This window comes from Magnetospirillum sp. UT-4 (assembly GCF_902729435.1).
In the GTDB taxonomy this organism is placed as follows: Bacteria; Pseudomonadota; Alphaproteobacteria; order Rhodospirillales; family Magnetospirillaceae; genus Magnetospirillum.
The window spans coordinates 1-24,995 of sequence record NZ_CACVCG010000069.1 but is presented as its reverse complement, the minus strand read 5'-3'; the positions used below and the strand labels follow the sequence as shown (position 1 = coordinate 24,995).

The 24,995-nt window shown below is 69.5% G+C and carries 27 protein-coding genes; 7 read left to right on the top strand and 20 right to left on the bottom strand.

The genetic code is table 11. The features are described from left to right. Positions 1-64: 64 nt before the first annotated feature. From MTBUT4_RS11085 to MTBUT4_RS11070, 4 genes are all read right to left on the bottom strand, one after another. On the bottom strand, positions 65-340 hold the full coding sequence (locus MTBUT4_RS11085) for an HU family DNA-binding protein (RefSeq protein ID WP_173979758.1): 276 nt from the start codon (positions 338-340) through the stop codon (positions 65-67). Positions 341-443: 103 nt separating this feature from the next. Then, positions 444-2,138 (bottom strand): hypothetical protein, encoded by a 1,695-nt coding sequence (locus MTBUT4_RS11080; protein ID WP_173979757.1) that lies wholly within the window; start codon positions 2,136-2,138, stop codon positions 444-446. After that, positions 2,135-3,253 carry a tetratricopeptide repeat protein gene (locus MTBUT4_RS11075; RefSeq protein WP_173979756.1) on the bottom strand — a complete coding sequence of 373 codons (1,119 nt, stop codon included), beginning with the start codon at positions 3,251-3,253 and terminating at the stop codon, positions 2,135-2,137. Before MTBUT4_RS11075 ends, MTBUT4_RS11080 begins: the two co-directional genes overlap by 4 nt. 25 nt (positions 3,254-3,278) lie before the next feature. After that, the gene (locus MTBUT4_RS11070) at positions 3,279-4,151 is read right to left on the bottom strand and encodes a diguanylate cyclase (protein ID WP_173979755.1); all 873 of its coding nucleotides are present in this window, start codon (positions 4,149-4,151) and stop codon (positions 3,279-3,281) included. Positions 4,152-4,429: 278 nt separating this feature from the next. Between MTBUT4_RS11070 and rplM the strand changes: the two genes are divergently transcribed. Together rplM and rpsI are read left to right on the top strand one after the other, a co-directional pair. Then, positions 4,430-4,888, top strand: a complete 459-nt coding sequence (rplM, locus tag MTBUT4_RS11065; protein WP_173979754.1) for a 50S ribosomal protein L13 — start codon at positions 4,430-4,432, stop codon at positions 4,886-4,888. A gap of 5 nt (positions 4,889-4,893) precedes the next feature. Continuing rightward, positions 4,894-5,367, top strand: coding sequence for a 30S ribosomal protein S9 (rpsI, locus tag MTBUT4_RS11060; RefSeq protein ID WP_173979753.1), 474 nt, complete (start codon positions 4,894-4,896; stop codon positions 5,365-5,367). Positions 5,368-5,435: 68 nt separating this feature from the next. Here rpsI and MTBUT4_RS11055 read toward each other — a convergent pair whose 3' ends face one another. From MTBUT4_RS11055 to MTBUT4_RS11045, 3 genes are all read right to left on the bottom strand, one after another. Then, a complete protein-coding gene (locus MTBUT4_RS11055; protein WP_173979752.1) occupies positions 5,436-6,065 on the bottom strand; it encodes a hypothetical protein in 630 nt (209 codons plus the stop codon). A 67-nt stretch (positions 6,066-6,132) separates the two neighbouring features. Continuing rightward, a complete protein-coding gene (locus MTBUT4_RS11050) occupies positions 6,133-6,477 on the bottom strand; it encodes a hypothetical protein (RefSeq protein WP_173979751.1) in 345 nt (114 codons plus the stop codon). 11 nt (positions 6,478-6,488) lie between these two features. After that, on the bottom strand, positions 6,489-7,739 hold the full coding sequence (locus MTBUT4_RS11045) for a hypothetical protein (RefSeq protein ID WP_173979750.1): 1,251 nt from the start codon (positions 7,737-7,739) through the stop codon (positions 6,489-6,491). 332 nt (positions 7,740-8,071) lie between these two features. Between MTBUT4_RS11045 and MTBUT4_RS11040 the strand changes: the two genes are divergently transcribed. Beyond that, positions 8,072-8,473: a hypothetical protein gene (locus MTBUT4_RS11040; protein WP_173979749.1), complete on the top strand. Its 402-nt coding sequence runs from the start codon at positions 8,072-8,074 to the stop codon at positions 8,471-8,473. 135 nt (positions 8,474-8,608) lie between these two features. On the opposite strand, the gene MTBUT4_RS11035 is transcribed toward MTBUT4_RS11040, so the two are convergent. Beyond that, positions 8,609-9,469, bottom strand: a complete 861-nt coding sequence (locus MTBUT4_RS11035; protein WP_254434827.1) for a fructosamine kinase family protein — start codon at positions 9,467-9,469, stop codon at positions 8,609-8,611. Then, the gene (locus MTBUT4_RS11030; protein WP_173979748.1) at positions 9,466-9,939 is read right to left on the bottom strand and encodes a low molecular weight protein-tyrosine-phosphatase; all 474 of its coding nucleotides are present in this window, start codon (positions 9,937-9,939) and stop codon (positions 9,466-9,468) included. Before MTBUT4_RS11030 ends, MTBUT4_RS11035 begins: the two co-directional genes overlap by 4 nt. Before the next feature lie 92 nt (positions 9,940-10,031). On the opposite strand from MTBUT4_RS11030, the gene MTBUT4_RS11025 reads away from it, so the two are divergent. After that, positions 10,032-11,945, top strand: coding sequence for a potassium transporter Kup (locus tag MTBUT4_RS11025; protein WP_173979747.1), 1,914 nt, complete (start codon positions 10,032-10,034; stop codon positions 11,943-11,945). A gap of 105 nt (positions 11,946-12,050) precedes the next feature. On the opposite strand, the gene gloB is transcribed toward MTBUT4_RS11025, so the two are convergent. From gloB to rfaD, 10 genes are all read right to left on the bottom strand, one after another. Further along, positions 12,051-12,824, bottom strand: a complete 774-nt coding sequence (gene gloB, locus MTBUT4_RS11020) for a hydroxyacylglutathione hydrolase (RefSeq protein ID WP_173979746.1) — start codon at positions 12,822-12,824, stop codon at positions 12,051-12,053. A 5-nt stretch (positions 12,825-12,829) separates the two neighbouring features. Further along, on the bottom strand, positions 12,830-13,477 hold the full coding sequence (locus MTBUT4_RS11015) for a methyltransferase (protein WP_173979745.1): 648 nt from the start codon (positions 13,475-13,477) through the stop codon (positions 12,830-12,832). After that, positions 13,474-14,391, bottom strand: a complete 918-nt coding sequence (ubiA, locus tag MTBUT4_RS11010) for a 4-hydroxybenzoate octaprenyltransferase (RefSeq protein WP_173979744.1) — start codon at positions 14,389-14,391, stop codon at positions 13,474-13,476. Before ubiA ends, MTBUT4_RS11015 begins: the two co-directional genes overlap by 4 nt. Beyond that, a complete protein-coding gene (locus MTBUT4_RS11005; protein WP_173979743.1) occupies positions 14,388-16,076 on the bottom strand; it encodes an EAL domain-containing protein in 1,689 nt (562 codons plus the stop codon). Before MTBUT4_RS11005 ends, ubiA begins: the two co-directional genes overlap by 4 nt. A 71-nt stretch (positions 16,077-16,147) precedes the next feature. Further along, the gene (locus MTBUT4_RS11000) at positions 16,148-17,074 is read right to left on the bottom strand and encodes a ribose-phosphate pyrophosphokinase (protein ID WP_173979742.1); all 927 of its coding nucleotides are present in this window, start codon (positions 17,072-17,074) and stop codon (positions 16,148-16,150) included. Between the two features lie 40 nt (positions 17,075-17,114). Next, positions 17,115-18,251 carry a hypothetical protein gene (locus MTBUT4_RS10995; protein WP_173979741.1) on the bottom strand — a complete coding sequence of 379 codons (1,137 nt, stop codon included), beginning with the start codon at positions 18,249-18,251 and terminating at the stop codon, positions 17,115-17,117. Positions 18,252-18,337: 86 nt separating this feature from the next. After that, complete coding sequence (gene pgeF, locus MTBUT4_RS10990) at positions 18,338-19,105, bottom strand: peptidoglycan editing factor PgeF (RefSeq protein ID WP_173979740.1); 768 nt, start codon at positions 19,103-19,105, stop codon at positions 18,338-18,340. A 23-nt stretch (positions 19,106-19,128) separates the two neighbouring features. Continuing rightward, the gene (locus tag MTBUT4_RS10985; protein ID WP_173979739.1) at positions 19,129-20,196 is read right to left on the bottom strand and encodes a class I SAM-dependent methyltransferase; all 1,068 of its coding nucleotides are present in this window, start codon (positions 20,194-20,196) and stop codon (positions 19,129-19,131) included. Positions 20,197-20,329: 133 nt separating this feature from the next. Next, positions 20,330-21,133: a prolipoprotein diacylglyceryl transferase gene (gene lgt, locus MTBUT4_RS10980; protein WP_173979738.1), complete on the bottom strand. Its 804-nt coding sequence runs from the start codon at positions 21,131-21,133 to the stop codon at positions 20,330-20,332. A 5-nt stretch (positions 21,134-21,138) separates the two neighbouring features. Beyond that, positions 21,139-22,125 (bottom strand): ADP-glyceromanno-heptose 6-epimerase, encoded by a 987-nt coding sequence (gene rfaD / locus MTBUT4_RS10975; RefSeq protein WP_173979737.1) that lies wholly within the window; start codon positions 22,123-22,125, stop codon positions 21,139-21,141. A 113-nt stretch (positions 22,126-22,238) separates the two neighbouring features. Here rfaD and MTBUT4_RS10970 point away from each other — a divergent pair, with 113 nt between their 5' ends. Then, positions 22,239-22,556, top strand: a complete 318-nt coding sequence (locus MTBUT4_RS10970; RefSeq protein ID WP_173979736.1) for an accessory factor UbiK family protein — start codon at positions 22,239-22,241, stop codon at positions 22,554-22,556. Between the two features lie 236 nt (positions 22,557-22,792). Then, the gene (locus tag MTBUT4_RS10965; protein WP_173979735.1) at positions 22,793-23,296 is read left to right on the top strand and encodes a YbjN domain-containing protein; all 504 of its coding nucleotides are present in this window, start codon (positions 22,793-22,795) and stop codon (positions 23,294-23,296) included. A 469-nt stretch (positions 23,297-23,765) separates the two neighbouring features. On the opposite strand, the gene MTBUT4_RS10960 is transcribed toward MTBUT4_RS10965, so the two are convergent. Next, complete coding sequence (locus tag MTBUT4_RS10960) at positions 23,766-23,978, bottom strand: hypothetical protein (protein WP_173979734.1); 213 nt, start codon at positions 23,976-23,978, stop codon at positions 23,766-23,768. A 221-nt stretch (positions 23,979-24,199) separates the two neighbouring features. Between MTBUT4_RS10960 and proC the strand changes: the two genes are divergently transcribed. Next, positions 24,200-24,988 (top strand): pyrroline-5-carboxylate reductase, encoded by a 789-nt coding sequence (gene proC / locus MTBUT4_RS10955; protein ID WP_173979733.1) that lies wholly within the window; start codon positions 24,200-24,202, stop codon positions 24,986-24,988. Positions 24,989-24,995: the final 7 nt, after the last annotated feature.

Below are 24,995 nucleotides of genomic sequence, written 5' to 3'. Positions count from 1 at the left end.
GGGCTAGACGGCAAAAGGGCGCGGCGATCGCTCGCCGCGCCCTTTCGATCCATTCGAAGGATGATCAGCCGTTGACGGCTTCCTTCAGGCCCTTGCCGGCCGAGAACTTCGGCTGCTTGGAGGCCGGGATCTGGATCTTTTCGCCGGTGCGGGGGTTGCGGCCCTCGGAGGCGGCGCGGGCGGCCACCGAGAAGCTGCCGAAACCGACCAGCCGGACCTCGTCGCCGCCCTTCAGGGCTGCGGTGATCGCGTCGAAAACGCCGTCGACGGCCTTTTCGGAATCGGCCTTGGTCAGGCCGGAGAGTTCGGCAACGCGCGAAACCAGGTCAGCCTTGTTCATCGGTTCAGTTTCCCCTGTGGTGATTGGACGTCGGGCTCGGTCCCAGAGCATCCCCAATGCCAGAGCCCCCGCCTTGCGTCAATGGCAGAAATGAAAGAAAGGATTAACGGAAGCCGGTTTGCCCGAGCAGGCGGTGGAATTCGCGCAGATGCTGTTCGGCCTTGCCGGGCTCGGGAACGCTGGACAGGAACTTCTCCTCGAAGTTGGGCTGGCGCAGATGCTCGATGACGCGGGCGCGGGCGAGGTTCAGCGACTTGCCGTCGATCAGCACGCCGGAGCCGCAGAACTTGATCAGCCGGATCGCCCGCAGCGCCAGCGGGTCCTCGGGTTTGTCGATGCGCTCGATGACCCCGTCCTCGACCAGGTAGCGGGCCAGCGCCTCGTCGATCCGGCCGGCCAGGTCGGCCTTCAACTCGGGCTCCAGCTCGGCGTTGGCCAGGATGGCGCGGTTGGCGGCGGCCATGGCGGCCATCCGCTCCGGCGGCGGCAGCCGGGCCGGCACCCAGGCATCGATGGTCTCGGCCTCGCGGATGCGCTTGATCAGCGCGTCGGACACCATGTCGGCCATGCCGCCGCGCCCCAGCGGCGAGGCCAGCAGCGCCAGCAGGTAATGGACCCGGTGCACGGTGTCGGCCAGCGCCGACAGGGTGAGGTCGAGGGCCTGCGCCGCGGTGACGTTGCCGAGATGGGCATGGATGCGCGACACCCGGTGCAGAATGGCCTCGGCCGCGGCGCCGCCGCCCACAACGCCCCTGTGGTGAACCAGCCGGTGCATGACCTTGTGGCAGACCTCGAATTCCTGCTTCGGCTCGTTGCGCGACAAGGGGTTGGCGCCGCCCAGCTCGCGGGTGACGCGGGCCATCAGCACCCCCGCCGCCTGAGGCAGCGCGCCGGTGCCGAACAGGGCGTTGAGGCGGGTGAAGGTCTCGGGCGCGAACTTGGCGGGCTGGGCCTTGCCCTCGGCGAGGTCGGCCAGCTGCACCAGCGCCGCCCCCAGATTGGCCTGGTAGCCCAGCAGGTCCTGGATCAGCTGCGCCGACAGCACGATGTCGGCGACGAAGCCGTCGATCAGCGCGGTCACCGGCCGCGCCGCCTCTTCCTCGGCCCAGGCCAGCAGGACGTCCAGCTTGCCGACCCAGTTGCGCACCTCGAGCAGGCGCAAGGCCATCAGCGAGCGGCAAAGGTAAGGATGCTCGTCGCCGCCCTTTTCCACCGCCTTCAGGATCTCGGCCATGGTCGCCGCCACCTTGGGCTTGGTGGCGGCGAAGGCGCGGGCGCGGGCCAGACCCTCGTCCCAGGCCTTGGTCAAAACGTCGCGGCGGGCCTTGGACTCCTCGTCCAGGGCCGCCGCCTGCAGCGACGACACCCGGTCGATGGCCGAGAACAGCAGCGTGCCCTTGTCGCCGAAGCGCTTCATCTCGGGCGCCGAATGCAGCATCTCGCTGGGCGAGACCATCATCTCGTCCCAGTACTTGCGCAGCAGCCGACCCATGACCAGGCGGGCCGGCCCCTCGTAGAAATCCGCCAGGGCGGCGCAGGGCGGGGCCTCGGTTATGGGCGACAGCGACAGATCCGCGGCCGCCTTGACGGTGGCGGTCTTCTCCTGGATCACCGTCTCGGCATGCAGGCCGTCGCCGCGCAAATAGTCGCGCACCACCCGCACCGCGGCGTGGTTGCCCTTCTGCAGCAGGTTGTCGGCGAAGGCCTTGGCCGCCGCCTCGTCGGTGGCGAACTGGGTGACCACCCAATGCTTGTCGGACAGAACCTGGATTTCGAAGGAGACGTGGGCGCCGGTCATGAGTCGCCGTGCTCGGCCAGCATGGCCCTGGCGTGCGGGTCGCCGCCCCTGGCCGCGGCGCGCAGCCACATCAGGGCGGCGGCGGGGTCGCGTGTCACCCCGGTGCCGGCGGCCAGCATCAGGCCGTAATTGTACTGCGCCACCGCCAGCCCCTGCTGGGCGGCGCGGCGGTACAGATTGGCGGCCTCGGTGGGATCGATTTCGGCGCCGACGCCCTTGCGCAGCAAATTGGCCAGGTTGAACTGGGCGTCGGCGTCGCCCTTGTCGGCGGCCTGGCGGTAATAGGCGACCGCCCGGGCCGGGTCGGCGGCGACGCCGCTGCCGCTCTCGTGCAGGGCGCCCAGCGCGAACAGCGCCGCCGGATCGCCCTGGGCCGCCGCCTTGCGGTACCATTGCGCCGCCACCGCCGGGTCGGCGCGGCAGCCGCGGCCGTCGCGGATCATGTTGGCGAGGTTGAACTGGGCCTCGGCATCGCCGCCCTGGGCCGCCGCCAGGTACCAGCGCAACGCCTCGGCGGCGCTGGCGGCGACGCCCAGGCCCTGGTCGTACATCTGGGCCAGGGCGTACTGACCGCGCACGTCGCCGGCCTCGGCGGCGCGGCGGTACCATTCGGCCGCCCGGGCGTCGTCCCGGGCCACGCCCAGCCCGAGCCGGTGGCAATTGCCCATCACCACCTGGGCGGCGGTATTGCCGCCCTCGGCGGCGGCGGACACGGCGGCGGTATCGACCGGCTCGTCGCCGCCGCCCAGGTCGAGGGCGTCGGAATCCGGCTCCGGCGGCGCCAGCGCCAACTCGTGGCCGCCATCGCCCTCGGGAGCGGCGGCCGGCTTCAGGCTGTCGAGCAGGTCGTCCAGGCTTTGCGGGCGGTGCGCGGGTGCCGACGCGTCGGGCGGCGGCGACACATCGACGCCCTGGGACTTCAGCTGGTCGAGGGCGCGCCGGGCCTGGGCATGGCCCTGGGCGGCGGCGTGGTGGAACCAGCGCACCGCCTCGCGCACGTCGCGGCCGATGCGGTTGCCGAGGCGGTAGGCCTCGCCCAGGTTGAACTGGGCGGCGGCGTCGCCGCGCTCGGCCAGGCGGCGGAATTCGGCGATGATCTCGGGTTCGCGCGCCATCGCCCCTCTCCCGCCGATGCCGGCCTCAGGCCTCGGGATAGACCACGATGCGGTTGCGTCCCTGGCGCTTGCCGTCGTAAAGCGCCTTGTCGGCCTGCTCGATGGCGTCGTCCACCGACAGATCGGCGGTGACCTCGGTCAGTCCGAAGGTGGCGGTGACCGGGATGGGATTGCCCTTGTGGTCGGTCAGCGCCAAGGCCTCGATGGCGGTGCGGATGCGCTCCAGCGCCTGGGTGCCGGTGGCCAGATTGGTGCCCGGCAGGCAGATCAGGAACTCCTCGCCGCCATAGCGGTAGACGATGTCGTAGGGCCGCACCGTGTGGCGCAGCGCCCCGGCGACGGCGCGCAGCACGTTGTCGCCCTCGGCATGGCCGTACTTGTCGTTGATCTTCTTGAAATGGTCGATGTCGGCCAGGGCCAGGGACAGCGGCTGGCGCTGGCGGATGGCGCGGTCGCGCTCGCCGGTGAGCTGGCTGCGCATGGACTGGCGGTTGGCCAGGCCGGTCAGCGGATCGACGGTGGCCAGCGCCTTCCACACCTCGCGCTCGAGCGCCTGGGCGGTGCTGCCGAAGGCCAGCACCGAGGCCATCAGGGTCTCGTAATCGGAAGTGGTGACGGTCTGCCCGGCCTGGGCCCGCTGCGAGATCTGGGTCGCCTTCTCGTGCACCTCGGCATGTTCGCCGCCAAGCACGGCGAAGCCCGGGAAGTCGGCGAACACGCTGCCCGCCGCCGACTTGTACCACTGGTCGAAGGGGCACAGCTCGGTGTCGGTGGGCGGCAGCTGGCTGCCGCCGTTGCGGTGCAGCACCGCCTGGTACCACTTGTGCAGCCAGTCGAAATGCGCCGCCAGCGCGTGCTGGAACTGGGTCAGACTGGCAAAGACTTCTTCCGCCTTCATCGCGTTCGCCCTTCCACCCGAACCGCCTCCGTTATGTGCGACGCCGCAGCGCGGCGCAAGGGGCATGTTGCGGCCGGCCAGCGCCCGCCGCGGTGCCGCCATCCCCGCGGTCCGGCGGTTTCCGGGGCGTTCGAGCGCGGTACCATGATACCGCGCTTGCAACCCATTGGCGGAAAAGGATATTTTTATCGTTGACTCCGGCGGCGCCCATGGCATACTCCGCGCCTTCCAGGGCCGGCCTAGCGTGGCCCTTTGTCATTGGTTTTGCCGTGGGTGCCATGAAGACCTTCAACGTCAAACCGTCCGAAGTGCAGAAGAAGTGGGTCGTGATCGACGCGGACGGCGTCGTTCTGGGCCGTCTCGCCAGCGTCATCGCCATGCGCCTGCGGGGCAAGCACCTCCCCACCTTCACTCCCCATGTGGACATGGGCGAGAACGTCATCGTCATCAACGCCGAGAAGGTGAAGCTGACCGGCAAGAAGCTCACCGACAAGGTGTTCTACTGGCACACCGGCCATCCGGGCGGCATCAAGGGTCGCACCATCGGCCAGCTGCTGGGCGGGCGCTATCCTGAGCGCGTCATCGAGAAGGCGGTCGAGCGCATGATCACCCGCGGCCCGCTGGGCCGTGCGCAGATGAAGAACCTGCGCGTCTACGCCGGCGCCGAGCACCCGCACGAGGCGCAGGCGCCCGAGGTGCTGGACGTCGCCGCCATGAACCCGAAGAACAAGAGGTAATCGCCATGGCCGATCTCTCCAGCCTGGCCGAACTGCGGTCCTCCTCGCCGGTGGTGCAGACCGCCCCCGTGCGCGAGAAGAAGGTGGACGCCCAGGGCCGCTCCTACGCCACCGGCAAGCGCAAGAACGCCGTCGCCCGCGTGTGGGTCAAGCCCGGCAACGGCACCATCACCGTCAACGGCCGCGACGTCACCGTGTACTTCGCCCGCCCGGTGCTGCGCATGCTGATCAACCAGCCGTTCCAGACCGCCCGCTGCGAAGGCGAGTTCGACGTGGTGTGCACCGTCACCGGCGGCGGCCTGTCCGGCCAGGCCGGCGCGCTGCGCCACGGCATCAGCCGCGCGCTGACCTTCTTCGATCCGGCCATGCGCCCGGCGCTGAAGGCCGGCGGCTTCCTCACCCGCGATCCCCGCGTGGTCGAGCGCAAGAAGTACGGCAAGCACAAGGCCCGCCGGTCGACCCAGTTCTCGAAGCGCTAAGCCGCTTCGGCACGGTCCGGAATTGGGAAGGGGTCGCCTCGGCGACCCCTTTCCTTTTGGCGAAGGCCTCAGCGCCCCAGCACCGCCCAGGCGTAGGGCCGCACCATGTCGGACACCCCTTCGGTGCGGTACAGGAATTCATCGACGATGGCCGCCACCCGCTTCGGAAACACCTCCGCCCAGTGGCCAAGGCCGTGCAGGGCGCCCTCCTGGCAGGCCGGGTGGGGAATGGCGAGAATGCTGGCCAGCACCGTCAGGCAGGTTTCGTCGTGCTCGGTCGCCGCCCCCTCGGCGCCCTGGGGGGCGAGCGGGCAGATATCCCAGAACATGTAGCAGACCATGTTGATCTCCGACACGGGCGAGGCCTTGCCGTGGGAGAGTTCGGGCTGGCATTGCCGCGCCAGCAGATTGTTGTAAAGGGGCGCGATGGCGCGGATGGCGCGGCTGCGATCGAGCCAGGGCAGGCTTTCGTCGCCAAGGGTCAATCCGTGGCTCGAACACGACGGATCGACCAGGAACCACAGCATCCGGCCAATGTCGTCGGCGCTGAACCGGTCGGTGAGCACCTCCGGCCGCTCCCACAACCGGGTGAGGTGACCGAGGGCGCGCGCCGGTTCCGCGTCCTCCTCGACTCCCGGTCCGGCCGCGGTGGCGGCCGCGAAGACCTGGGTGATCCACTCGTCGAAATCATGTGTCATCGGCGATCCTTGTCGCAGGGAAGGAGGGGGCCGCCGGGCTTGAACCCCCGGCAGCCCCCATCCCCCGTTACTGGTTGTACTTCGCGGTACAGGCGTCAAGGGCCGCCTGGACCAGGTTGATCTGCTTCTGGTGGCCGGCATCTTGTACCGAGAAGCAGGCCGCCACCCCGGTGCGCGCGTCCAGGCAGGCCTGGTTGCGCTGCATCATCTGCTGCAGAGCGGCCTTCTGGGTGGCCGCGATGTTCGCGCAGGAGCGCGGGACGTCGCAGCTCGGATGCACGTGCGCCTGAAGCGTCCGGCATTCGGCCGGCGAGCACTGATCGGCGTCGTCGCAACTGGCCTGGGCCGGGCCGGCGGCGGCGAAGCCGAAGCCAAGGGCCAGGGCGAGAGCCGGGATCGAGAGGTGTCGCATGTCCGTCCCCCCTACTGGTTGGAATCCGAGCCGCCGTTGAAGGCGACCTTGGAGATCACGCCGACGACCTGGGCCGGCTGGTTGACGGGGGCGCGGAAGGTCACCGTGGTGGTGGTCTCGTCGCCCTCGGGCTGCAGCGAGGCCCAGCCCTTGACGTCGAAGCGCAGGCCCATCAGGTCGAGCCAGTCCAGGCTCATGTCGGCATTGGCCCCCTGGACCTGCTTGAAGAGCTGCGTCGAGATCGTCAGCTGGATGGTCGGCTTGTAGAGCACGAAGATGGTCTCGGGGATCAGGTGCAGCGAGCCGGATTTCCCGAAGAACGTGTCGGCGGAGAAGCACGACCCTTCGACGATCGGGATGTTGGGGTCCATGAAGCTCTCGTGGTACCACTGTCCGCGCTCGATCAGGTAGGAATTGGCGCCGACGGCCATCACCCTGAGCTTGTAGTTGCGGTCGGCGATGATGCGCGAGGTCTCGACTTTGACCGAGCTGGAGGCGCCCCAGCAATCGGCATGGGTTTCCACCGTGTAGACCGTCTTCCACGGGTACTTCTCGACATCGGCCTGGTTGATGGTGACGTCGAAATCGTACTGCCCCGGCGCGCGGTTGTTCCACCCCACGATGTCGGACGTGAGATTGCCGCCGATGGTGGTGAGCGGCACCTGGCGCACCGCCGAGCCCTCGGTGATGTTCATGGTCTGCGCCCAGGGATTGACCGCCGACTGGGCCTGGGACAGCGGCAGATCCAGCGCCTGCAGGATCTTCGCCTGCTGGCTGGCGAAATCATCGCGCTGGGTATTCAGCTCCTTCAGCTGAGCACCGAAATCCGCTCCCCCGAACGGGTCGGTCAGCCACTGGTCCCAGGTCTCGGTGGTGCCGGTATTGTTCTGGAGAAACAGCTGGTAGTTGTTGCGCGCGGTGGAGACCAGGGCGGTGATGTTGTTGTCCAGCGCCGCGATATTGGTGACCGCGTTGCGGTAATCCGAATTGTCGGACCCCTTGGCGGGCTGCACCGACAGGATGAAATCCTTGTAGGAATTGGCGAAATTGCTGCCGCGCACGAAGAAGCCGCCGAGCTGCAGCGAGGTGGAATCGGCGAGCTCGAAGGCGTCGGCATCGTCGTCCTTGATCCAACTGGCGCTGAGCGGCGTATCCATGAACTGGAACGCGGTCGACTTGGCGTCGGCCGCCGCGATCCCGGGATACTTGTTGGCCAGGGCGGCGTAAAGGTAGTCGAACTGAGTCAGGTTTCCGAACGGCATGACACACTCCCTCGTTTAGTTTCCGGCGCAGTCCATCCTCACATCGCCAGGGGATAGGGTCCCGGCGAAGGCGTTGCCTCTTCGGCGTGTATTGGTGAGGATTTCCAGCCCCTTGGATGGCAACCATACGCCAGGGCCGGAGGGTGCGCAACAGAAAATACTACCTTTGGATTCGTCGCTCCGACACTTCGACTCGTTTTACGAGTCCTCGCGATCGGGCCTGTCCGGCCTCGCCGATCGGCCTGGCGGGGCGGCGCGGAACAACCGCGATTGAACCGCGCGGCGCCCATGTGGTAATCGCCACGCTCCGCCCACCGATAGGGATCCCAGCCATGCCCACCATCTACGTCGCCACCAGCAAGGCCAACCAGGACTGGGCCTCCGATGTCGGCCTGGGCAAGAACGTCTACAAGGTCGGGATCGTCGAGGACGGCACCCCCGAGGACGTCCTGGAGGGCTTCGCCGGGCAGGGCGACTGGAAGGTGCTGGCCACCGAGCCCACCGACCTCGCCGAGGACGATGCCCTGGCCCGCCTGGCCCGCAAGGAGAAGGCGGTCGATCCCACCTATTACCCCAAGCTCCGGGGCGCCACCGGCCTGTTCAAGGTCAACCTCACCGTGGTCGAGAATTCCCTGCTGGTGGCTCTTGCCCTCGAGGGCCGGGACCCGCCGAAGAACTTCAAGCTGAAGCCCAAGGACGTGGCGGCGTATCTGATCAACAATGCGGTGAAGTGAGCGAAGTCTCCCCTCCCCTTGATGGGGAGGGGTTGGGGGTGGGGTGAAGCCGCACACGGATACGCCGACGCGGTTCCCCCCCAACCCCGGCCCTCCCCCGCAAGGGGGGAGGGAGGGAGAAGGGGAGGCAGCGTGTCACCCCACGAAGCGGTCCAGCGTCGTCTCCACCCCGCCCAGGTACGAGCCGCCGAACAGGCGGACATGCACCAGCAGCGGGTAGAGCAGATAGAGGTCGCGCCGCGCCTCCCAGAAGCCGGGGGCGAGCGGGCGCATCTCTTCGTAGCGGCGGAAGAACGGGTCGCCGAAGGTGCCGAACATGGTGCCGAAGGCCAGCTCGATCTCGGGGTGGCCGTAATAGAGCGCGGGGTCGATGAAGGCCCCGACGCGGTCGCCGCGGACCAGGATGTTGCCGGTCCAGGCATCGCCGTGCAGCAGGCTGGGCTGTGCCGGCTCCTCGAGCCAGCGCCCCAGCCGCGCCGCCAGCGTCTCGATGCGGACCATGGTGGCGGCGGGCAGGCGCCCGGCCTTCAGCGCCTCGCCGGCCATGTGCAGCAACCGGTGGTCGCGGTAGAAATCGAGCCAGCGCGGGGTGGGCGGATTGGGCTGCGGCAGGGCGCCGATGACGGTGTCGCGCTCGAGGCCGAAATCGTGCCAGGTGACCCCGTGCAGGTGCGCCAGCAAGTCGGCGGCATGGGCCTGGGACGAGGCGGTCAGGACGCCGCCCGAGTCCACGTACTCCATCAGCAGCAGGTCGTCGTCGGCGTGGACCAGGGTCGGCACCGGCAGCCGGGAATGGCTGGCGAGGTAGCGCAGCATCCAGCCCTCGGGCTCCAGTCCTGGGCCGAGCTTGGCCACCACCTGCCCCCCCATCTGGCCCTTGTGATCGGCCAGGGTCAGCAGCAGCACCTGGCCGACGCAGCCCCCGGACATGGGGCGCGAGGCCGCCACCCGCCGCCCGGTGTAGCGTTCCACCAGGGCGGACAGGGCCGCAGTCACGGCAGCGCCCGGCGGATGTGGCCGAGCAGGCCCTGCGCGCCCGCCTCGATCAGGTCCAGCACCCGTTCGAAGCCGTCGCCGCCGCCGTAATAGGGGTCGGGCACGTCCTTGATTCCGAGATCGGGGGCGAAGTCCATGAACAGGTGCAGGCGGTCGCGCCGCTCCGGCGGGCACAGGCGGGTCAGCATGTCGTAATGGCCGCGATCCATGGCCAGCACCAGGTCGAAGCGCTCGAAATCGGCGTGCGAAACCTGACGGGCGCGCAAGGCATCGAGCACCACGCCGCGGCGGCGCGCGGCGGCGCAGGAGCGCCCGTCCGGCTTCTCGCCGACGTGATAGCCGTGGGTGCCGGCGGAATCGACGGTAACGGCGCCGCCCAGCCCCTCGGCCTCGACCAGGGCGCGGAAGACGCCCTCGGCGGTGGGCGAGCGGCAGATGTTGCCGGTGCAGACGAACAGGACCTTGACCATGCGCCCGGCATAGCGGCTTTACGTTTCTGGGGCAAGCGCTTTGGGGCACCCGGCTTGACGCGCCGACGGCCCGGTCGCCATATCCCCGGCTCATGCCAGGCCCGCGCAGCAGCTCCGCACCGGCCGAGGAGGGCCACGGCCCTTCGCGCAACCTCTTCGCCCTGATGTTCGGCGCCATCGGCGTGGTATTCGGCGATATCGGCACCAGCCCGCTCTACGCCATGAAGGAGACCTTCGCCGGCCCCCACCCGCTGGCCCTCGACCGCATGCACGTGCTGGGGGTGCTGTCCCTGGTGTTCTGGGCCATCACCATGGTGGTCTCCATCAAGTACGTGATTTTCATCATGCGCGCCGACAACCGCGGCGAGGGCGGCAGCCTGGCGCTGCTGGCCCTGGTCGGCCGGGCCGCCCAGGGACGGCCGGTGTTCTCGGCCACGGTGGCGGCGCTGGGACTCTTCGCGGCGGCGCTGTTCTACGGCGATTCCATGATCACCCCGGCGATCTCGATCCTGTCGGCGGTGGAGGGGCTGCAGGTGGTGGCCCCCGCCCTCGACAGCTATGTGGTGCCGGCCACCATCGCCATCGTGGTGCTGCTGTTCGCCATCCAGGGCCACGGCAGCGCGGCGGTGGGGCGGATGTTCGGCCCGGTGATGCTGCTGTGGTTCGCCGTCCTGGCGGTGCTGGGCATCGGCAACATCGGCGCCGCGCCCGAGGTGCTGAAGGCGCTGTCGCCCCATTACGCCATGATCTTCCTCGCCAATGACGGCTGGATCGGCTTCCTCGCTTTGGGCTCGGTGGTGCTGGCGGTGACGGGGGCCGAGGCGCTGTATGCCGACATGGGCCATTTCGGCCGCCGGCCCATCCGCCTGGCCTGGTACCTGTTCGTGCTGCCGGCGCTGCTGCTCAATTATTTCGGCCAGGGGGCGCTGCTGCTGACGGAATCCTCGGCGCTGGAGAACCCGTTCTTCCGCATGGCCCCGGCCTGGGCCGGCATTCCGCTGCTGGTTCTCGCCACCTGCGCCACGGTGATCGCCTCGCAGGCGGTGATATCGGGGGCCTTCTCGGTGACCCGCCAGGCCATCCAGCTGGGCTACCTGCCGCGCATGACCATCGTCCACACCTCGGAACGGGAGATCGGCCAGATCTACATCCCGGTGCTGAACTGGACGCTGATGGTGTGCGTCGCCGGGCTGGTGGTGGGGTTCGGCTCGTCGTCCAACCTGGCCTCGGCCTACGGTGTCGCGGTGACCGGCACCATGGTCATCGACGCCTGCCTGATGGGCATGGTGATGGTGCTGCTGTGGGGCTGGAATCGCCGCCGGGTGCTGACCCTGCTGGGGCTGTTCCTGACCCTGGACGTGTCGTTCTTCCTGGCCAATTCCACCAAGATCCCCCATGGCGGCTGGTTCCCGCTGGCCGTCGGGCTGGCGGTGTTCGTGTTCCTCACCACCTGGAAGCGCGGCCGCGAGCTGCTGGCGGCCCGGCTGCGCCACGAGGCCATGCCGGTCGAGCTGTTCCGGGCGTCGCTGTCGGAAAGGGTGGCGCGGGTGCCGGGCACCGCCGTGTTCCTGACCGGCACCGCCGAGGGCATTCCGCCGGCGCTGCTGCACAACCTGAAGCACAACAAGGTGCTGCACGAGCGGGTGGTGCTGCTGACCGTCCTGGTCGAGGAGGTGCCCTATGTCGGCGCCGACCGCCGCATCGAGGGGGCCCGGCTGGGACCCGGCCTGCAACGCCTGATCCTGCGCTTCGGCTTCATGGAGGAGTCCGACATCCCGACCACCCTGGCCCGGGCGCGCGGCGACCAGCTGGGATTCCTCTACGAGCCGATGACCCTCTCCTACTTCCTGTCGCGCGAGACCATCGTGCTGGCGTCGCGGCCGGGAATGGCGCCCTGGCGCGGGCACCTGTTCGCCTGGATGGCCCGCTCCGCCACCGGCGCCATGGACTTCTTCCACCTGCCCTCGAACCGGGTGGTGGAACTGGGCAGCCAGGTGGAAATTTAGGGTCCGAAATTGAGTGCGGACCCTAGAGCGCGATGACATTAGGCCCCAACCCCTCGCCCGGCCTTCGGATGCCGAAGCCGTCAGGGGAAGGACAGTGTCGGGATGTCAGAACACGTCCTTGCGCCGGCGCAGTTCGGCGAAGACGCGGGCCGGGGCGGTGCCGGGGGGCAGGCCGACGGCGCGGGCGACGGTGTCCTGGTCGGCGCGCAGGAACGGGTTGGCGGCGCGCTCCTCGGCCAGGGTCGAGGGCACGGTGGGACGGCCTGCCATTTCCTGCCGGTGGACCTCGTCGAGGCGGGCCTTCAGCACCGGGTTGTCGCGCTCGACCAGGCGGGCGAAGCGGCCGTTGGCGGCGGTGTATTCGTGGGCGCAGTAGACCCGGGTGGCGGGGGGCAGCTCGCGCAGCTTGGCCAGACTGCTCCACATCTGCTCGGGGGTGCCCTCGAACAGGCGGCCGCAGCCCAGCGAGAACAGGGTGTCGCCCGAGAACAGCGCCTGCGAATCGGGGGCCCAATAGGCGATGTGACCCAGGGTGTGGCCGGGGGTTTCCAGCACCATCAGGGCGGCATGGCCGAGCAGGAAGGTGTCGCCCTCGCCGACCTCGACGTCGATGCCGGGGATGCGCGCCGCATCCTTGCGCGCCCCCACCACCTGGGCGCCGGTGGCCCGTTTCAGCTCGAGATTGCCGCCGGTATGGTCGTGGTGGTGGTGGGTGTTGAGGATGTGGGTAAGGGTCCAGCCCCGCTCGGCCAGCGCGTCGCGCACCGGCTCGGCGACGCTGGGATCGACGGCGGCGGTGGCGCCGCTTTCCGGATCGTGCAGCAGGTAGACGAAATTGTCGTTGAGAACCTCGAGCTGCACGATGGTCAGAATCGCCATGGCACTCACCCCACGATGCGGTAGACCGTCACCTCGCGCTCGGTCCGGTCTTCCAGCTCCAGGCTGGTCCTGACGGTGGTGCGCGCCACCTCCAGCAATCCGTGCCGGGGCAGGTAGGCCCGTCCCGGATCGGCCATCAGCACCACCGCCCCCTCGGCGGCCAGGCGCTTCAGCCACGGATAGATATGGTCGGTCATCGGCCGCTCGTAGCAGACATCGCCGGCCACCACCACGTCCCAGGCGCAGGGCGAGCCCACGATGTCGCGGCTGAAGGCCTCCACCGCCACGCCGTTGAGGGCGGCGTTCATGGCGATGGCGGCCACCGCCATGGGGTCGATCTCGGCCGCCTCGACCCGCTCCGCCCCCAGCAGGGCGGCGGCCACCGCCGACACGCCGCAGCCGGCGGCGAAATCCAGCACCCGCTTGCCGGCCACCAGCTCAGGGTTGTCCAGCAGGTAGCGGGTCAGCGCCTGGCCGCCGGCCCAGCAGAAGGCCCAATAGGGCGGCGCCACGCCGGTGCGCTGCAACAGCTCCTCGGTGGCCTGCCACATCGGCGTGATCTCGGTGGCCAGCCACAGCCTGATCTCGGGGCAGGCGGGCGGGCTGGCGACGATGGTGTGGGCGCGGATGAAGCCTTCGGGATCGGCGGTCATGCCAGCACCCGCCCGGCCACCAGGGCGGCCAGCACCAGCAGGCCGAAATCGCGGTTGGACTTGAACTTGCTCAGGCAGTCGGACCCGTCATCCAGGTCCAGACTCGCCACCTGCCACAGCAGGTGACCGCCGGCGGCCAGCAGCAGCGGGTAGAACGGCCAGGCCAGCCCGGCGCTCCACCCGGCCAGCGCCAGCAGCGCCAGGGTGCCGCCGTAGAAGCCGAGCAGCCAGCGCGGGCTGGCCGCTCCCAGCCGCAGGGCGGTGGACTTGACCCCGATCAGCACGTCGTCGTCCTTGTCCTGGTGGGCGTAGATGGTGTCGTAGCCCAGCGTCCACAGGATGCCGGCGGCGTAGAGCAGCAGCGCCGGCGCCCCGATCTCGCCCTTGACCGCCGCCCAGCCCAGCAGCGCCCCCCAGTTGAAGGTGAGGCCCAGCCAGGCCTGCGGCCACCAGGTGATGCGCTTCATGAAGGGATAGGGGAAGACCAGCAGCAGCGACGCCGCCCCCAGCCAAATGGCGAAGGGCGGAAAGGTCAGCAGCACCGCCAGCCCCACCGCCAGCTGCAGCGCCAGGAAGGCCAGCGCCTGGACCACGCTGACCGCGCCCGAGGGGATGGGGCGGCCCTTGGTGCGCTCCACCTTGGCGTCGAACTCGCGGTCGGCGATGTCGTTGATGGTGCAGCCGGCCCCGCGCATGACCACCGCGCCGATGGCGAACAGCAGCGCCCACACCGGGTCGGGCCAGCCCTCGGCGGCCAGGGCCAGGCTCCACCAGCACGGCAGCAGCAGCAGCCACACCCCGATGGGGCGGTCGAGGCGCATCAGCCGCAGATAGGGGCGAGCGGGCGCCGGCACATGGCGGTCGACCCAGTTGCCGGCCGGGATGTCGCCGTGAAGGGTGGGGGCCGCGCTCATCCGGCCTTGAAGATCAGCAGGCCCTTGTGCCAGGTGATGCCGCCCTGGATCCAGCCCTTGAGCGGCGAGCCCTCGACCGGCTTGGGCTGCATCGGCTTGCCGAAATGATAGCCCTGTCCGAAGCGCACCTTGAGCAGCTTCAGCAGCGCCTGGGCCTCGGCGGTCTCGACATATTCGGCGATGGTGTCGATCTTCAGCTCGTTGCACATGCCGGCGATGGCGCGCAGGAACGGCATGGAGGCGCCCGAGCCGGTGACGTCCTTGACGTAGGCGCCGTCGATCTTGACGTGGTCCACCTGCAGCGCCCGCAGATAATGGAAGGCGGCCGAGCCGGCGCCGAAATCGTCCAGGCAGACCTCGAAGCCGCGCCGGCGCAGCTCCTGCAGGATGGCGTTGACGGTGGTGAGGTCGGACACCTCGGCCGATTCGGTCAGCTCGAACAGCAGGCGGCCCTTGAGGTCGGTCAGGGTCTGGACGATGTCGATCAGCTGGCGCGAGGTCTGCGGGTGCGACAGCGACCGCCCCGACAGGTTGACGGCGAAGCGCAGCGCCTCGTGGTTGCCCTGGTTCGACCGCATGAACGCCACCACCCGGTTGAGGATGGCGAGGTCGAGGGAGCCGACGATGCCGACGTTCTCGGCGAAGGTGACGGTCTCGAACGGCGAGTCCTGGCCGGGGAAGCGGACCAGGCATTCGAAGTGGTGGACCACGTCGGTCCACATATCGACGATGGGCTGGAACACCAGCTCGAACTCGCCCTTCTCGATCACCGCCTTGACCTGGCGCATCTGCTCCACCGTCGCCGACAGCCTGGGCTTCATCTCGCTGGCCAGATTGTCCAGCGACACCTCGCCCGAGGCGAAGCGGTTCAGGGTGTAGAGCAGGGCGTTGGTGGCTTCCTCCTGGGAAATGCCGTCGGCGTCGAGCGCGATGGAGGTGGCCTGGATGGGGCCGATCTCGGCGTCGGGCAGGAAGTTGGCGACCAGCTCGGTGACCGTCGCGTTGATGACCTCGGGGTTCACCGAGGGAGTGTGGATGATGCCGAAGCGGTTCTCGCCCAGCTCGCCGGCGGCGTCGCCGCCCACCGACACGCTCTTCAGGCGCTCGCCCAGTTCCGCCACGAACTCGTCGGCGGCGACGGCGCCGGCGGCGGCGCGCACGGTGTCGACCTGGGGCAGGTCGATCATGGTCAGGCGATAGGCGTTCTCGGGGTCGCCGTTGCCGCCGCCCTCGGTCATCATCCGCTTGGCCAGGGTGGCGAATTCGTCGCGGGCCAGCAGCTGGCTGACCGGGCTGCGGGCCTCCTCGGACGGCTCCAGCGAGTGGGCGTGGGCCAGGGCCACCAGACGTCCGTTGGGGCGGTCGGGATGGCGGTAGCCGGCCATCGCCACCGGCACCGGGGCGCCGCCCTCGCGGCCCTGGCCGTGCAGCAGAATGTAGCGCAGCCGCTCGCCGGCATCGATGCGGGCGAGCAGGCGCTGCACCCGGTCGGCATCGGCGGCGACGAACAGGTCGGACAGCGGCATGCCGGTGATGGCGCGGGCCGAGCGCCCGGTCAGCGCCATGGCGGCGCCGACGGCGAAGCACACCTTGCCCTCGGCGTCGACCTCGACCAGCAGGTCGGCGGCGGCGAAGGCAAAGGCGACATAGAGGTCGCGTGAACGGTCAAGGTCGCCGGCGGGCATCCCTACTCCCATGACTTCCGCCCGATTATCGCATGCGCGAACGGGCAGGACCAGCGCCCCCTTCGCGGCGCCTAATCAAACAGGCTGGAGACCGAACGTTCCTCGGAGATGCGCTGGATGGATTCGGCCATCAGCGGGGCGATGGTGATCTGGCGGATGTTGTGGGCCATCTTGACCGCCTCGGTGGCGGGGATGGAATCGGTGATCACCAGTTCCTCGAGCGGGCTCGAGGTGACGCGGGCCACCGCGCCGCCCGACAGCACGCCGTGGGTGACGTAGGCCGACACCGACACCGCCCCGGCCTTGCGCAGGGCCTCGGCCGCGTTGCACAGGGTGCCGGCCGAATCGACGATGTCATCGACCAGGATGCAGCGCCGCCCCTTGACGTCGCCGATGATGTTCATGACCTCGGACACGCCGGCCCGCTCGCGCCGCTTGTCGATGATGGCCAGATCGGCCTCGATGCGGCTGGCGATGGCGCGGGCGCGGACCACGCCGCCGACGTCGGGCGAGATGATCATGACGTTGTCGTAGCGGGCGCGGATGTCGTTGGTGAACACCGGGGCGCCGTACAAATTGTCCACCGGGATGTCGAAGAAGCCCTGGATCTGGCCGGAATGCAGATCGAGGGTGACCACCCGGTCGGCGCCGGCGGTGGTGATCAGGTTGGCCACCAGCTTGGCCGAGATGGGCGTGCGCGGACCCGATTTGCGGTCCTGGCGGGCATAGCCGAAATAGGGGATGACCGCGGTGATGCGCCGGGCCGAGCCGCGCCGCAGCGCGTCCAGGGTGACCAGCAGCTCCATCAGGTTGTCGTTGGCCGGGTAGCAGGTGGACTGGATGACGAAGACGTCCTCGCCGCGGACGTTCTCGGAAATCTCGACGAACACCTCCATGTCCGAGAACCGGCGGATGCTGGCCTTGGTCAGCGACATGGTGAGGTATTCGGCGATCGCCTCGGCGAGCGGCCGGTTGCTGTTGCAGGCCAGAATCTTCATGCCACGATCTTCATGATGGTGCCACCTGATGCGCGCGGGACTAAAGAGGCCGTTTCGGGCCGGGATTCGTCTGCGCCGCCCCCCTCTTGCCGCCCGATTTCGCCGAAGGCTTGCTTGTCTTGGCCTTGACCTTGACGGCCTTGGCCTTGATGCGCTTTTTCGCCGGCTTGGTGCCGACGCCCTTCGGCGGCTTCTGGCTCGTCACCTTGGCCGGGGCCGGGGCCGTCGGCGCGATCGCCTCGGGGCCGGGGTCCGGCGGCGGTTCCGCAACTGGCCGCGCCTCTGTCTTCTGCTCGCTCGGGTCGGCCCCCCGTATATCAGCAGGCCCCGGTTCTGTAAACCGCTTAGGGCCTTGCGCGGCGGCGGCGCGCACCGCCTCGGCGATTCCCGAGGCGCCGCCCTCGGCGATGTCGCGGGCCAGCGATCCCCATGGCAGGTCGAGCCGGCCCCGCGGCACCGCTCCTTCCTGGGCGATGTTGGCGATCTCGGCGCCATCGGCGACCCGCCTGACCCGCCAGGCCACCATCACCGTGTCGTCGCCACCCCTGCCCGGCGACACCGCCACCGTGCCGATGGCGAGGTATTCGGCGTCGCCGTCCTTCACCGCCATGGCCTGGCGCTCCAGGGCGCGGCGCATGGCCGCCGCCAGCGACCGGTCGCCGTCGCCGGGCAGGCCGGTGGGGGCCTGCAGCCGCACCGAGGGCTGAACCACCGCGCCGGCCTTGGCCTCCTGCCGGCGGGGCAGGGCGTCGGGATCGATCAGCAGCGGGCGGGCCAGCACCGAAGCGCTTTCCGCCGCGAAGCGCTTGGCCAGGGGGGTGGCGCCGGCCGGGGCCAGGCGCTGGCGGTGGCTGGCCAGTTCGGTGCCGTCGGGGGCCTTCAGGACCCACACCAGGGCGTCGCCGCCGGGCAGCGGCACCGCCTCCACCACATGGCCGAAGGCCGGCCCGCCGCGGGCCACCGCCAGCACGTCGTAGGCCGCCAGGGCGCCGACCAGGGTGCCGGCCAGGGAGTCGGCATCCTCGAGCCCGGCCGGCGGGCGCACCACCACGCCGCGATCCATCTTGGGCCGGGCCAGCGATGGCGCGGTGCCCTCGTCGTGCTGGAACGGCTTGGGCACCTCGCCGCAGGCCGCCAGTACGAGGATCGGCAGCAGAATTGCGAGGCCGGCCCTCACTGCCCGGCTCCGCCGAGAACGGCGACGCAGGCGAACAGCGACGCCACCAGGCAGAAAGCCATCAGCATCGCGAAATGGGGCATGGCTCAGCGCTCCAGGACGATGACCGAAAGCTGGCGCCCGTAATCGCGCTCGCCCCGCAGGGTGGCGCGGCGGTAGCTGAAGAAGCGGGTTTCGTCGCGGCAGGTGTCGGCGGGCACGCGGGTGACCTCCTCGATGCCGGCGCGGGCCAGCTTGCGCGAGACATAGCCGGGCAGGTCGAACAGGAACCGGCCGGTCCGCGGTGCCGGCGCGAAGAAATCGGCGTTGTGCGGGGTCTCGGCCATGAACGGGGCGGGGAATTCGGGGCCGACCTCGTAGGAGCGCTGGCCGATGCAGGGGCCGATGGCGGCGACGATGGTGCCCTTCCTGGCCCCCAGATCGAGCATGCGCGCCACCGTGTTCTCCAGCACGCCGGCCAGGGCGCCCTTCCAGCCGGCATGGGCGGCGGCCACCACAATGCCCTTGCGGTCGGCCAGCAGCACCGGGGCGCAATCGGCGGTGAGGATGCCCAGGGCCAGGCCGGGCCGGGTGGTGACCATGGCATCGGCGGTGGGGCGGCCGCCCTCGGGCCACGGCGCCTCGACGGTGACCACCTCGGGGGTGTGGGCCTGGTGGACGGTGACCAGGGCATCGCTGCCGAGATCGAGCATGGCCATGGCGCGCGAGCGGTTCTCGGACACCCGCCCCGGATTGTCGTCCGAGCCGGGGCCGCAGTTCAGGCTGGCGTAGATGCCGTCCGACACCCCGCCCTCGCGGGTGAAGAAGCCGTGGCGGATGCGGTTGATTTCGTTCAACGCGGACAGGGTGATCATCGCATCCCCTTTGGAGTCTGGCCCTATGGATTCAGGAAGCCGGGCGGCGCCGGCAGGGCCGGATGCGTCAGGGCCAGGGCCTTGAACAGGGTGCCCATTTCGCCGGGATCGATCAAGCGCCGCATCTGCCCGGCCAGGTCGGCCGCCACCTTGGGGCCACCGGCCTGGGCCAGCAGGGCGGCGCGGGTCTCGATGCCCAGCGCGGCGAGGAACGCGCCCTGGGGCACCGGGCCCCAGGCGCGGGCCGGCCGGGCCGCCGCCGCCAGCGCCTCGAAGTCCACATGGGCGGTGAGGTCGGCCAGGCCGGGCATCTCCAGCACCGGGTGGAAGCGGTGGCGCCGCACCGCCTGCAGGGTATCGCCGGCGGCCGAGCGGGCATGGCCGTAATCGACGATCAGCGCCGCCCCGCCCGACTCCGCCAGCCGGGCGCCCAGGGCGGCGGCCAGGGCCTGGCCCGCCGGGCAGGTCTCGGCGATGGCGCCGTCGGGGGCGGCCAGCACGTGGGCCGGCAGGTCAGGTTCGGCGTCCGGGCCGGGGACGAATTCGAAGCCGTGCTCGGTCACCCCCACCATGCGCTCGACCCAGGCGCCGTCGCGCTTCTCGAACTGGCGGACGGGCAGGGCGTCGAACAGCTCGTTGGCGACCAGCAGCAGCGGGCCGGCGGGCAGTTCCTCGAAGCGCTCGGCCCAGTGGACGTCGCGCCCCTTCAGGGTGTCGGCCTGGCGGGCGGCCAGGCGCGGGCTGGCCTCGACCAGCCAGACGTCGAGGGCGGCGAGGAACTCGGGCACGGTGCCGGCGGCGCGCAGCAGGTCGCTCATCAAGGTGCCGCGCCCCGGCCCCAGCTCGGCCAGCACCACCCGGGCGGGACGGCCCATGGCGGCCCAGGTGACGGCGCACCACAGGCCGATCAGCTCGCCGAACATCTGGCTGATCTCGGGCGCGGTGGTGAAGTCGCCGGCGCTGCCGAACGGCTCGCGCGTGGTGTAATAGCCGAAGCGGGGATGGAACAGCGCCTCGGCCATGTAGTCGGCGACGGTGATCGGGCCGCCCCGGGATATCCGCTCGGTCAGGATTTCGGTCAGGCTGCGCATGAGGCGCTCCGCCGCCAGGATGCCCCGTCGTTCCCGCGCAGGCGGGAACCCAGGAGTCGCGGACGGGCCGGCGGTGCACCCCCTGGATCCCCGCCTGCGCGGGGATGACGTCCAAGAGGAACCGGCAAGGGCCTCAAATGCGCCGCCCGGTGCGGCCGGCGAACCACATCAGCCCGGCCCCGACCGCCACCAGCGGCAGCGACAGCAGCTGGCCCATGGTGGCGCCGCCGACCAGGAAGCCGAGATGGGCGTCGGGCTGGCGGAACAGCTCGCCGATGATGCGGGCGATGCCGTAGCCCATCAGGAAGGCTCCCGAGATGGTGCCCTTGCGCTCGCGCAGGGAGCGATTGCGCCAGATCAGGTGCAGCACCACGAACAGCGCCAACCCCTCCAGGCCGGCCTGGTAGAGCTGGCTGGGATGGCGCGGATCGGGGCCGCCGCCGGGGAAGATCATGGCCCACGGCACGTCGGGGGCGACGCGGCCGAACAGCTCGCCGTTGATGAAATTGGCGATGCGGCCGAAGAACAGGCCGATGGGCACCGCCGCGCAGATGACGTCGCCCACCGCCAGGATGGACAGGCCGCGCCGCCTGGCGAACACGATGATGGCCAGGATGACGCCCAGCGCGCCGCCGTGGAAGGCCATGCCGCCCTGCCACAGCATGAAGATCTCGGCCGGGTGGTTGAGGTAATAGAGCGGCTTGTAGAACAGCACGTAGCCCAGCCGCCCGCCCAGCACCACGCCCAGGGTGGCCCAGACCAGGAAGTCGTCGACGTCGGGCTCGCGCATGGCATGGGGCGGCCGCGCGCTCATGAACTTGACGTAGCGCCAGCCCAGCACCAGCCCGGCGATGTAGGCGATGGCGTACCAGCGGATGACCACCGGGCCGAGCGCGATGGCGATCGGGTCGATGTGGGGATAGGCGATCGCCAGCATGGGGCTCACTTGTAGCGGTCGGGACGGTCCAGATAATGCTGCACGTACTTGGTGACGCCGTCCTCCAGCGAGGTGAACGGGCGGTCGTAGCCGGCGGCGCGCAGGCGCTCCATGCTGGCCTGGGTGAAGTACTGGTACTTGTCGCGGATGGCGACGGGTGTGTCCTGGAACTTGATGTTGGGTTCCGCGTCCAGCGCCCGGTACACCGCCGAGGCCAGGTCCAGGAAGGTGCGCGCGTTGCCGGTGCCGACGTTGAAGATGCCGTTCACCTGCGGGTTGTCCAGCATCCACATCATCACCTCGACGCAGTCGTCGATCCAGATGAAGTCGCGCATCTGCCCGCCGTCCTTGTACTTCGGATTGTGCGAGCGGAACAGCTGGTAGGCGGCGCCCTCCTTGGCGTGGGGATAGATCTGGCTGACCACGCTTTGTTGGCCGCCCTTGTGGTACTCGTTGGGGCCGTAGACGTTGAAGAACTTGAGCCCGACGAATTGCGGCGGCCGCCGCGAGCCGGTGGCGATCTTGCGCGCCACCCGGCGGTCGAACAGGTGCTTGGACCAGCCGTAGGCGTTCATCGGGTGCAGCTTTTCCAGGTGCTGCATGGACCAGTCGTCGTCGAAGCCGGCGGCGCCGTCGCCGTAGGTGGCCGCCGACGAGGCGTAGATGAAGCGCACGTTGGACAGGGCGCACCACTTCCACAGCGCCAGCGACAGCGAGAAATTGTTGGCGACGATCTTGTCGGCGTCGGTCTCGGTGGTGGCCGAGATGGCGCCCATGTGGAAGATCACCTGGATGTGCTTGCGGTTGGCTTCCAGGAAGTCGAACAGCTGCTCGGGGTGGACGATGTCGGCCAGCTCGCGCTTGGCGACGTTCTTCCACTTGTCGTTGGAGCGCAGGCGGTCGCAGACCACCAGCTTGCCGGCCCCGCGCGCCTCCAGCGCCGCAAGGATGTTGGATCCGATGAACCCGGCCCCCCCGGTGACGACGATCATCTCTGGCTCCTTCGCGACGTACCGGGGCGTTTATAGGCCGGGGCGGGGGAAGTTGCAATTCGGCCTTTCCTCCCCATAATGTCCCCATCCACCAGACCTAGGGACGCTTCGCCATGCAGACCCAGAACCCGTTCTTCGACGATCTCGCCCGCATGGCCGGTGGCGCGATGGGGGCGCTGTCGGGCCTCAAGGCCGAGATGGAGGCCCTGATCCGCCAGCAGATGGAGCGCTTCATGGCCGGGGCCGACATGGTCCCGCGCGAGGAATTCGAGGTGGTGCGCGACATGGCCGCCAAGGCCCGCGCCGAGAACGAGGCGCTGGCCGCACGCGTCGCCGAGATCGAGGCGAAGCTGGCCGGCGCGGCCCCGGCCGCCGCCGCCAAGCCGGCCGCCAGGCCGCGGGCGCCGCGCACGCCCAAGGCCACGGCCTGACCCCGCAAGTTCTCGCAACAAATACGTCATTCTTGCAGCCCCCCCGGACGGCATAGGCCGTCGGGGAGGGGATGCAGCGCCGTTTATCCACAGCAATTGTGAAGTACCGCGGCAATAATGCCTTGCACCCATTGGACCCGTGTGGTTGTCTACGGATTGTGCGAAAGGCCCGGGTGGGGCACAAAAGTTTGATTTCCCCCACCCCTTGAGCGAAAGCCCGGCCAGGGAGGACGAACATGTCGATGTCCCTCGTCTACGAGGAAGAACCCGTCGTCAACCCGCTTGATCTCGTTGAACAATTCGTCGTCGCCAACGATTGGGCGTTCGACCGCCGCTCGGACGAGGAGCTGGCGGTGGAGGTGCCGGGGCGCTGGTGCAACTACTCCCTCTATTTCGCCTGGCGCGAGGACATGGGGGCGGTCCATTTCACCTGTGCCTTCGACATGAAGGTACCGGACAACAAGCGCACCCCCATCTTCGAACTGCTGGCCGGCATCAACGAGAAGCTGTGGCTGGGCCATTTCGGTCTGTGGGAGGAGGAGGGCGTGCCCATGTTCCGCCACACCTCCCTGTGCCGCGGCACAGGCGGCCTGGCGCCCGAACAGGTCGAGGATCTGGTGGACATCGCGGTGACCGAGTGCGAGCGCTTCTACCCCGCCTTCCAGTTCGTCATCTGGGGCGGCAAGTCGGCCCGCGACGCCATGGCGGCGTCGCTGCTCGAAACGGTCGGCGAGGCGTAGCCCCGCGACGCCATGGCGGCGTCGCTGCTCGAAACGGTGGGCGAGGCGTAGCCTCGCGACGCCATGGCGGCGTCGCTGCTCGAAACGGTGGGCGAGGCGTAGCCTCGCGGGCTTCCTGTTTCGTCATCGCCGGGTCAAACCCACGGCTGTCCGGTTTGATTCTCGGCTGGTAAACGCCCCCCCTTTCCCGCAGGCGGGAGCTTTGCGAAATTGCCTTTTTGGGCTCCCTCCCCCCTTGTGGGGGAGGGCTGGGGTGGGGGGTGCGCGCGTCAGCGCGCTACATGAAGTGTTTGATGACGTTAAATATTTTTCCGCGCTCGCCGCGCGTAAGCCCCCCTACCCGGCGGCTGCGCCGCCACCCTCCCCCACCAGTGGGGAGGGTTTCGCAAAGGTCCCGCAGGCGGGCGAGGGGGCGATTGCTAGCCGGATATTAAACCGGACAGCCGTGGGTCACGCCCGGGCATGACGTCTACAGGCGTCCCAGCCTGGAATGCAAAGAGGTCAGGACCCGGGCCAGCAATTGCAGCCAGTGCCGCAGGGTGTGGCCGGGCTTGCGCGGGGCCGGCTGCTCGTCGCGGGGAATCGGGTGGGACGCGAGCGAACGCGACAGAAGGACGCTGCGGGCGACGTAAAGTTCCATGGCGACCTCGACCGGGAAACGGCATTCATCTATGCCGGCCACGCGATTCCATTACAATACGCCATAAATAATAAAGACATGTTAATACTGCACTGTCCGATTGTGACATTATGCGGTCATTCATAGCCGCATGTATACACCTAGACAAAAAAAGGATAGGTCCGGCCCGCGCCGGACGGGCGGAGGTGCCCATGACCCCCTGGCCTTCCGGCCCGCTCTGTGGTCATCTTTCGCTTCCGGACAGGCGACAAGGGACGACGGCGATGACCAAGGTGCTGCTGGTGGGCTGCGGCAAGATGGGCGGGGCGATGCTGGCCGGCTGGCTGGAGCGCGGCGTGGCCGCGTCCGACGTGGTGGTGGTCGAGCCCAATCCGGCGGCGCTTCCCGCCGGGGTGGCGGTGGTCGCCGGCGAGGCCGCCATTCCCGCCGGCTTCGCGCCCGAGGTGGTGGTGCTGGCGGTCAAGCCGCAGGTGATGGCGGCGGTGTTGCCGCCCTATGCCCGCTTCGCCGGTGCCGTCTTCCTGTCCATCGCCGCCGGCAAGACCATCGCCTTCTTCCAGGCCCATCTGGGCGCCGGCGCCGCCATCGTGCGGGCCATGCCCAACACGCCGGCCGCGGTGCGCCGCGGCATCACCGTCTGCGTCGCCGCGGCGGCGGTGGATGCGGCCCGGCGGGGATTCTGCCAGGCGCTGCTGGAGGCGGTGGGCGAGGTGGCATGGCTGGAGGACGAGGGCCTGATGGACGCCGTCACCGCGGTCTCCGGGTCAGGTCCCGCCTATGTCTTCCTGCTGGCCGAGGCGATGGCCGCCGCCGGTGCCGGCGCCGGGCTGCCGCCGGATCTGGCCGCCCGTCTGGCGCGGGCCACCGTCGCCGGGTCGGGGGAATTGCTGCGCCAATCCGCTGAGACCGCCGAGCAGCTGCGCATCAACGTCACCAGCCCGGGCGGCACCACCGCCGCGGCGCTGGCGGTGCTGATGGGCGAGGGCGGGGTACCCGACCTGATGGCGGCGGCGGTCGCCGCGGCCACGGCGCGCGGCCGGGAGTTGGCGTGATTAGCCC